This window comes from Chitinophagaceae bacterium (assembly GCA_007695095.1).
In the GTDB taxonomy this organism is placed as follows: Bacteria; Bacteroidota; Bacteroidia; order Chitinophagales; family REEL01; genus REEL01.
Genome location: REEL01000087.1, coordinates 1 through 8,046 on the forward strand (window position 1 = coordinate 1; position 8,046 = coordinate 8,046).

Annotated in this window: 8 protein-coding genes; 5 read left to right on the forward strand and 3 right to left on the reverse strand. The window is 36.6% G+C overall.

Going from position 1 to position 8,046, the window contains the following annotated elements; genetic code table 11:
- Together EA412_04705 and EA412_04710 are read right to left on the reverse strand one after the other, a co-directional pair.
- A partial coding sequence (locus EA412_04705) for a hypothetical protein (GenBank protein ID TVR80470.1) occupies positions 1 to 511 on the reverse strand: 511 nt, incomplete at its 3' end.
- Positions 489 to 1,247 (reverse strand): hypothetical protein, encoded by a 759-nt coding sequence (locus EA412_04710; protein ID TVR80471.1) that lies wholly within the window; start codon positions 1,245 to 1,247, stop codon positions 489 to 491. The genes EA412_04705 and EA412_04710, both read right to left, overlap by 23 nt.
- A gap of 482 nt (positions 1,248 to 1,729) precedes the next feature.
- Here EA412_04710 and EA412_04715 point away from each other — a divergent pair, with 482 nt between their 5' ends.
- The 5 genes from EA412_04715 to rfbC all read left to right on the forward strand — a co-directional run bounded on the left by EA412_04715 (position 1,730) and on the right by rfbC (position 6,384).
- Positions 1,730 to 1,978, forward strand: coding sequence for a hypothetical protein (locus EA412_04715; protein TVR80472.1), 249 nt, complete (start codon positions 1,730 to 1,732; stop codon positions 1,976 to 1,978).
- Positions 1,979 to 2,293: 315 nt separating this feature from the next.
- Positions 2,294 to 3,472 carry a DUF418 domain-containing protein gene (locus EA412_04720; GenBank protein TVR80473.1) on the forward strand — a complete coding sequence of 393 codons (1,179 nt, stop codon included), beginning with the start codon at positions 2,294 to 2,296 and terminating at the stop codon, positions 3,470 to 3,472.
- 223 nt (positions 3,473 to 3,695) lie between these two features.
- A complete protein-coding gene (locus tag EA412_04725) occupies positions 3,696 to 4,601 on the forward strand; it encodes a radical SAM protein (GenBank protein ID TVR80474.1) in 906 nt (301 codons plus the stop codon).
- 345 nt (positions 4,602 to 4,946) lie between these two features.
- Entirely contained in the window at positions 4,947 to 5,834 is an 888-nt protein-coding gene (gene rfbA, locus EA412_04730; protein ID TVR80475.1) for a glucose-1-phosphate thymidylyltransferase, read from the forward strand.
- Positions 5,835 to 5,838: 4 nt separating this feature from the next.
- Complete coding sequence (gene rfbC / locus EA412_04735; protein ID TVR80476.1) at positions 5,839 to 6,384, forward strand: dTDP-4-dehydrorhamnose 3,5-epimerase; 546 nt, start codon at positions 5,839 to 5,841, stop codon at positions 6,382 to 6,384.
- 396 nt (positions 6,385 to 6,780) lie between these two features.
- Here rfbC and EA412_04740 read toward each other — a convergent pair whose 3' ends face one another.
- The gene (locus EA412_04740; protein ID TVR80477.1) at positions 6,781 to 7,869 is read right to left on the reverse strand and encodes a GNAT family N-acetyltransferase; all 1,089 of its coding nucleotides are present in this window, start codon (positions 7,867 to 7,869) and stop codon (positions 6,781 to 6,783) included.
- Positions 7,870 to 8,046: the final 177 nt, after the last annotated feature.

Sequence of the window (8,046 nt, forward strand, 5' to 3'; positions counted from 1 at the left end):
CATCAATGATATCTACCCGGAATAATAAATTAACCGGCTGTGGAACACCTTCCTGATGCACCACCATAATAGGAGAATTCTTATAAAGATTCTGCAAACTCCAGGATAGCCTCGTGGGAATAAAACCTGGCTGCAGATAATAAGATGTACGGACATCCATACTGTGCACTACCTCACGCACAAGGGGGAAAGATTGTATAAAAAATATCTCATTTTGAAAAGACCGGTCAGACATGTTTAAATCAACGGCCCTTAAAAAGTCAGGTGTATTGCCTGCGCTTTGTCTTTGATCTATCTGCAATAAAATGGATGCACCCACATTATATGTTACAGAAGAAATTTTCAGATAAAAAAAAGTTACTGCCAAAACTAAAACAACGAAACCGGCAATAAAATACCAGTACTTCAGCAAACTTTTCTGGGCTGAAAGCATATTAATAGCCAGCATATCTTTGGATTCACTCATAATTTTTCGGGTATTTATATGATTAGAAAAAAACAGTATATACAAGTATACCGGTTGAAATTACCGTGGTTAGCAAATTATACGGGAAGGTAGTTATACCCCATATTCTTCTCCCAAGAGGTTCGATGTAAACTATGTCTCCTGATTGCAGGTTAAAAAACTCTGACTCCAGAAAACTATCCTGAGTTAAATCTAAAAAATGTTTGGATTTTTTTGCTCCGTCTTCTCTGATTAAGAGAACGTTTCTGCGATTACCGAATTCACTTATGTCACCGGCAAACCCCAGAGCCTGGAACATGCTAATATTTTTATAATCAAACAGATATAACCCCGGACTGTTAACTTCACCTAAAACGGTAACTCTCGTATTTATAAAACGCATATATACATTTGGCAAAAAGAGGTACTGCCCTAATTCAGCTTCAACTTTTTCTGAAGCCTGCTCAAGGGTAAGATTGTATAAATTTATCCTGCCAATATGAGGTAAACGGATGGTTCCGTCCTCATTTACTGTATAGCTCATTAAGCTTGGATTTACAGTACCTCCTCGTTGCATATCCTGTGTCAGAGCCGTAGGTTGCTCATCTGCGCTGCTGATACGAACATATATTTCATCGCCGGGTCGAATGGTATTATCTACCTGCTGTCCGGTAAATATCATTTGCGAGGGAGGCAGATCTGAAGGTGATTGCACATAGGCCATTCTTCTTACCGGGACACATGATGAAAATATGAGCAAAATCATTGCAATTAATACTGCATTGCATTTACGTGTTGTCATAGGTGTTATTTAGTTTAAACCTTTACAAAGATAAGAATAAACGCAGTATTCGTGGGCTTATTTTTATCATTAAAGGAAATTTTTTGTGAATTGTTATGGATTTTTAATTTTTCAAAAGAAAATTTTCATACTTGGCAAATTTAATAAATTTAATTATAAAACAACCAAATAACCTGTTAAATGTTTCATAAAATAAGACAAAAGCATGTTTTAGTATATCGAACACACTCTGACTGACTTATCTGCCTGATAACAGAAAGGCTTTCTTCCCTGGGGTTTATAAAGTGAATGCCAGAATCCTTGAAAAAATGAATAGCTGATTTTCTCAAAATCAGGGCAAAAATAAAGGATAAATCCATAATTCTACCGGATGAAAATACAAAAAAGATTATTGATAGATTATTTTAAAATAATTATATAACTTTATATAATTAAATATAAATATTTATGCACGAAAGATTGCCGCCCTATCTGATTACTCTATGATATTAAAAGAAGTTTTTAAAAAGGAAACAGTCAACAACTGCAGGTTATCAGGAATATTGGAAAGATCTGACGGGAAAACGATTGAACTGTTTTTAGAATATCCGCTTGCAAATAAAGATTTTCTCAACGAAATTGCTGGTCCCTTCTTCCCCATTTTGCTGCTACCGGCCATGCGTGAAGGGGGAAAGCTGGTGATATTGCAAGCACTATCGAAAAATTTGTTTTCACAATCTTCTCCTGGATAGAAAAACTCACAAACTAATATCATGGTGTATTTTATAAAATACTGCTTGTGCATCATGCTTTACATGAAAAAAAAGTTATCAACAATGCGACCCGATTATTTCCCCTAATCATAGATTCTTTCTAAACATTAATAAAAAAAAGTCAAAAAAATCAAAGTACCTGATTTATATGCAGGGGCTGGAGTTGCCGCTTACCAGCTATAATCACAAAGCAGAACGTAACTCTCCATATCTCTGACAAAAACATACACATGGTTTTATATCAATCTATTTCATAAAACCAACTGAGGGCACTTATTATTAAATTCAAATTTTATGAAACGATTACAACATATTGATGCTCTGCGGGGTTTTGCACTGTTTGGCATATTACTTCTGCATGCCCATCACAATTTTGGGATCGGTGCAAAAGAAACCAGCGAAATACTGGCCAACCTGAAACTAAACAGTCTGGCTTCCTGGTTTATTAATTTTCTGGTCAGTAACAAGGCATTTGCCATGTTTTCCATTATGTTTGGTTTTGGTTTCTACCTGCAGTTTCACAGGGGTTCATTCTCTGGCAGTAATTTTACCCGTATATATGCTTGGAGGTTATTTATTTTGCTGGTATTTGGTTATATCCATTCCATGTATTTCCGCTCAGATATTCTCACCAAATACGCCCTGATCGGTTTTGTAATGCTACTGCTGCACAAGCTCCGACCCCGATACATTTTATTGCTGGCATTTCTGTTGTTACTTCAAATTCCTGAAATCATTCAGCTCATAAAAAGCTTACATGTACCTGATTATCAGATTACCTCTCATGCCAACCCCTTGCTAGGGGAGAAAATGAGTGAAATTGCTGAATCAGGTTCTTTTGCTGAACTCGTAAAGTTGAACATGGGACCTGTTTTTATAGAAATGTGGAAGCTGAACTTTACCAGGGGCAGAATCTTTTATATCCTGGGATACTTTTTACTTGGTTACTTTTTAGGCCGCAGTTGTTTGCTGGATAATCCGGTTCGCTGCCGAAAGAATTATTATTACATACTCGGTGTTGGGGTTGTAATGTATTTTTTGATTTGGTATATAAGAAGCTATGCGATTAACAGTTCAGGATTCAGCGAAGAAAACATCACATTAATAATCTCTTTGTTGTCAGGTTATATGAATTTCTTTATGGTAGCCATTCTCTTTTCAATGTTTGTGATGCTCTACCAGGTTCATATTTTCAAAATATTTATGGATATCCTGGCACCCTATGGCCGCATGAGCCTCACATCCTACATGGTGCAGAGTTTCCTGGGAGTTTTTGTGTTTTATGGATTTGGTCTGGGTATGTACGATTACCTTGGAAGTTTCTTAAGCCTGGTTGTCGGTGTGATGATCCTTTTGATGCTGTTGGTATTCTCCCACATCTGGTTCCGGTATTACCGCTATGGGCCGTTGGAGTGGGTATGGCGGGCACTTACCTACAGGACGTGGGATGTGCCCATGAGGAAAGAGAAGTGATTTTTGGGTCCTCAATTCTGAGCCCCTAAGGCGCGAAGCTCAGAGAGTAGGTTGAATCAGATCCGGTCAAGGATGGCGAAATCAGGAATATGCAGGAATACCACTCCTGATGCATTTGCTATAAAAATAAAAAAATATCGCATAAAAGTGTATAAAATATTGATTAATTCGTATCTTTGCAGGATTAGATTTGGTATTCATTTAGTGATTATAATTTCTCCTGATGGAAAATATTAAAATGCCCTGTGCAACAGATAAATTATTTGATCCTATTGAACTTTCAGAAAAAACTGAAAGTATCGTGATAAAAGGTAATAAAAGAAAATACCTGAGATTTGGTACCACCCCTGACTATGGAACCGGAATTGCAACCGGCTATGCGATGGGGTGTAATCTGAGGTGTGTTTTTTGCTGGGCCAATGAAACCCGCGATAACCTGGACCTGGTAAAAGGATTTTACTCCCCTGCCGAAGTTTTTGAAAAGCTTTCAGAAATTATTGATCGTAATCCCCGAATAGATAAGATGCGTTTGTCAAACGGAGAACCAACCATAGGACGTGAACATTTGCTTGAACTTTTGGATATGGTTGAAGGGTCTGTGATAAAGATGTTCGTAGTCGAAACAAATGGAATTTTACTCGGCAATGATGAAAGCTATATTAAAGACCTTTTAAAGTTTAAAAAGGTATCCATCAGAATAAGTATAAAGGCGGGGACACCAGAGGAATACAGTCGAAAAACAGGAGCTATCCCCGAATCTTTTATGTTGCCCTTTCAGGCCATCAGAAGACTCCATGAGTATAAAGCCAATTATGGTGTTTCGGCCATGAGTCTTGATCCTCGCTTTATGGATCCTCTGGAGAGGATATCATTAATAACCAGATTAGGTGAAATTGACCCGTCAATTGTTTTAAAAATGCAGGAGGAGGTAACTTATTTACTCCCTGTTTCTCAAAGACTTTTAAAAAGAATAGGATGGGAAACCAATTATGAAAATCTACCTTTCTTCTTACGAGGATTAAAAAAATATTTACAGATTACTTACAACCCTATTTCCACATTATCTCAGCGTCGAATATCCATAAAACAAACTTTAAGAAACTTTAAGCATCTGCGCCACGGAATTTGATTTTATTGTTGCTACACAGTTTAATTGCCCTAATAAATATAAAAGCAACTCTAATCTTATATAAATAGATAAAGGCTTCAGATTTTAAGTGCAACTTAAAAACAGCCATTCCGGGTGGTATTCTTTTTGATGCTGTCCGGTTAACCTGGAAGAGACAGATAATTTTGCTATTTTAACTCCATTGATTTTGTAATAAAACCAAAAACTAATAAAAAGAAAAACGGCCCTAAAGTGTTTCAAACCTGTAATCAAAAATTTTCTATTAAAGTTGCGATGAAATCGCAGGAGTTGACGAAACTAAAATATAGATTTTTTATTTTTGACTTTTAAACAAAATTTAGAACTATGAAAGGAATCGTATTAGCCGGCGGTGCGGGAACCCGCCTTTATCCTATTACTAAGGGAGTTTCCAAACAAATATTACCCATTTTCGATAAACCTATGATCTACTATCCCATCTCTATGCTTATGCTGGCAGATATCCAGGATATCCTAATCATCTCAACTCCCCATGATCTTCCTTTATTTCAGAGATTACTGGGTGACGGTTCCGATTATGGAGTAAGATTTTCCTATGCCGAACAACCCCAGCCCCAAGGCCTGGCTCAGGCTTTTATCATCGGGGATGAATTTATAGGTACCGACAATGTTTGTCTGGTGCTTGGAGATAATATATTTTACGGACATGGCATAACTGATCTTCTTCGGAATGCACATAAAAACGTAGAGAAAAAACAGACTTCCACAGTTTTCGGTTACTTTGTCAATGACCCGAAGCGATATGGTGTGGTGGAATTTGATACCAACAATTGCGCCATATCCATTGAGGAGAAACCTGCCATACCCAAATCCAATTATGCTGTGGTAGGTTTATATTTTTATACAAATGAAGTAGTAAATATTGCCAAAAGCATTAAACCCTCTGCCCGCGGCGAGCTTGAGATCACTACCGTAAACCAGGAATACCTGAAGAGGGGCCGGTTGAAGGTGGAAGTAATGGGAAGAGGGTTTGCCTGGCTAGACACCGGTACCCATGAATCCCTGTCCGAAGCCAGCATGTTTGTGGAAACCATCGAACGTCGCCAGGGCCTGAAAATTGCCTGCCTGGAAGAAATTGCCTGGCAGAGAGGATGGATAACAACTGAAAAGCTCATGAAAACGGCTCGCGATATGGGAAAAAATCAATACGGACAATACCTGCTCAAAGTTCCTGAAAATAAACCTTTTAGTTAAATCTATGGAAATCTTACACACAGAGTTTAAAGGATTGTTTATTATAAAACCCAAAGTATTTAAGGACACAAGGGGTTATTTTATGGAATCCTTCAGAGAAGATCTTTTTACTGATAAAATTGGAACCATTCGGTTTGTACAGGAAAATGAATCCGTTTCAACCTTTGGGGTACTCAGGGGATTGCATTATCAATTGCCTCCCTTTGCTCAATCCAAACTGGTTAGAGTTGTGAAAGGAAAAGTTCAGGATATTGCTGTAGACCTGAGATACGGCTCTGACACATTCGGCAAATATTTTTCCATACAAATATCCGAAGAAAACCAGCTTCAGCTATTTATCCCAAGGGGTTTTGCCCATGGATTTCTCGTATTGAGTGACGAGGCTGTTTTCCAATATAAATGTGATAATTATTATGCACCAGATTATGAAACTAACTTAAGGTGGAATGACAAACATGTTAAGATAATATGGGAACTAAATTCTTATGATATTGTTTTGTCTGAAAAGGACAAAAATGCTTTAAGTTTTATGGAAGCTGTTAAATTTTGAAAAACCAACTAATAGAACCCAATTTCATTGATTTTATAAATACTGTATATTCTGGAGTAAACTTGAGGGCTTCCCCTTTTTTTTGGTAATTGAGTTTTAGATTCTTAGTGTATACAAATACACCAAGAATTAAAACAAAGCAAGATGGCATGAAAACCAATGCCTGCGAATCAGGTAAAACACTTACTTGTAGATTTTATGAAAAAACTTACCGAGACTGGAAAACCGGCTACTTGTTATGAGAAGAATACAAAGAACTAGTACCAAATTGCTATAGTAACTCCCAGTTTTGCTATCATTTCACGCAATACAGTGTTACATCAAGCCGCAGTTTGGGACTTACACATAAACTCCCATAAATGGGCAAAAATAAATTATTGACTATCAATAATGATCTCAATCTTTAAGGAATAGGTTGTATATTTTTATCAATGGTTTTTTAATTATCCATGGAATATAAACACCCAAATTGATTCTCCTGATTAAAAAAAGCACATTAAGCATCTTTAATGGAAATAACAAAAAATATGTTGTTTCTACACTAGAGTGAACAGTTTTAGCTCCAAGGTTTTTTTTAAATTCTCTTATTCCCTTGTTTTTTTCCCCGGGTGGAACGCCCCCGATATTGTAGATATAAACTCCGTTTTGCTTGCAATTATATGCTATCTGGTAAAATAAGTAGGAAGGTGCTGCCTGTTTATAACCCAAAGTATTGGTCCCCATATATATACCATAAGCTCGTTGATTAATAGTTGCCACAAACTGCATACTAACAATTTCGTTGCCAAACCTGACATAATAAAGAGTTGCAATTCTGCTATCCAGAAGTTTTCTCATAACCCGCCGGTCAAAAAATTGCATGGAAAACATGTTGTAATTTTCATAATCCTTCGCAAGCCTTAAATCATAAGTAGATTTCATTAACAGCAACAATCTGTCCAGGAGCTCATCCGAATATCCGGAGCTAAATTCCAAACCATTTTTCTTTGCTTTCCTTATTCTTCTGCGGGTATCTCTTTCAATCTGACTTTCAAACTTCTGAAAATCAACAGATAAATCGAAACAGAATTCTGCCCTGTCTCGTGTTATTAAATTCTTTAAAGAGGATTTAAAATAAAACGATACATCATAAGAATGCATGGTGAATCGCTGAAATCCGCTAGCCTTTGTATAATCCAGTAATGCTTCACGGAACTTATCAAGTATTGCAGGTTCCTTGTAAGTGCATGCCGGACCTGAATAAAAAAACAATTGCTTCCTGTATCTGTTTCTGAAAGGTCTTATCAATCCTGATATAAAGCCAATAACTTCATTATCTGCCAGAAATTTAAGATAAACTGGTATGGATTCATCGCTACTGATCGAATCCAACCAGGCATATGTTAAAAAAACGCTGGCATTTATTTTCTTAAGCTCCGAATCCCATTCATTGTTTCCTGAAGATTCAATTACTTTTATATCCATGACTTTTGGAAGATTTACCATGTGACTCGACAAAATTTTTAAATTCAGTATCAGGAATATTTGAGCTTATAATAAATTTTTATAAGAATTGATAAAAGATAAATTTTGGGGAAGATGATTAAAATCAAAAGTTTTCGTTTCTCAACTTTCCATGAGTTTAACCACTTAGGTTCACTCATAAAATTGATCTCTGAAATA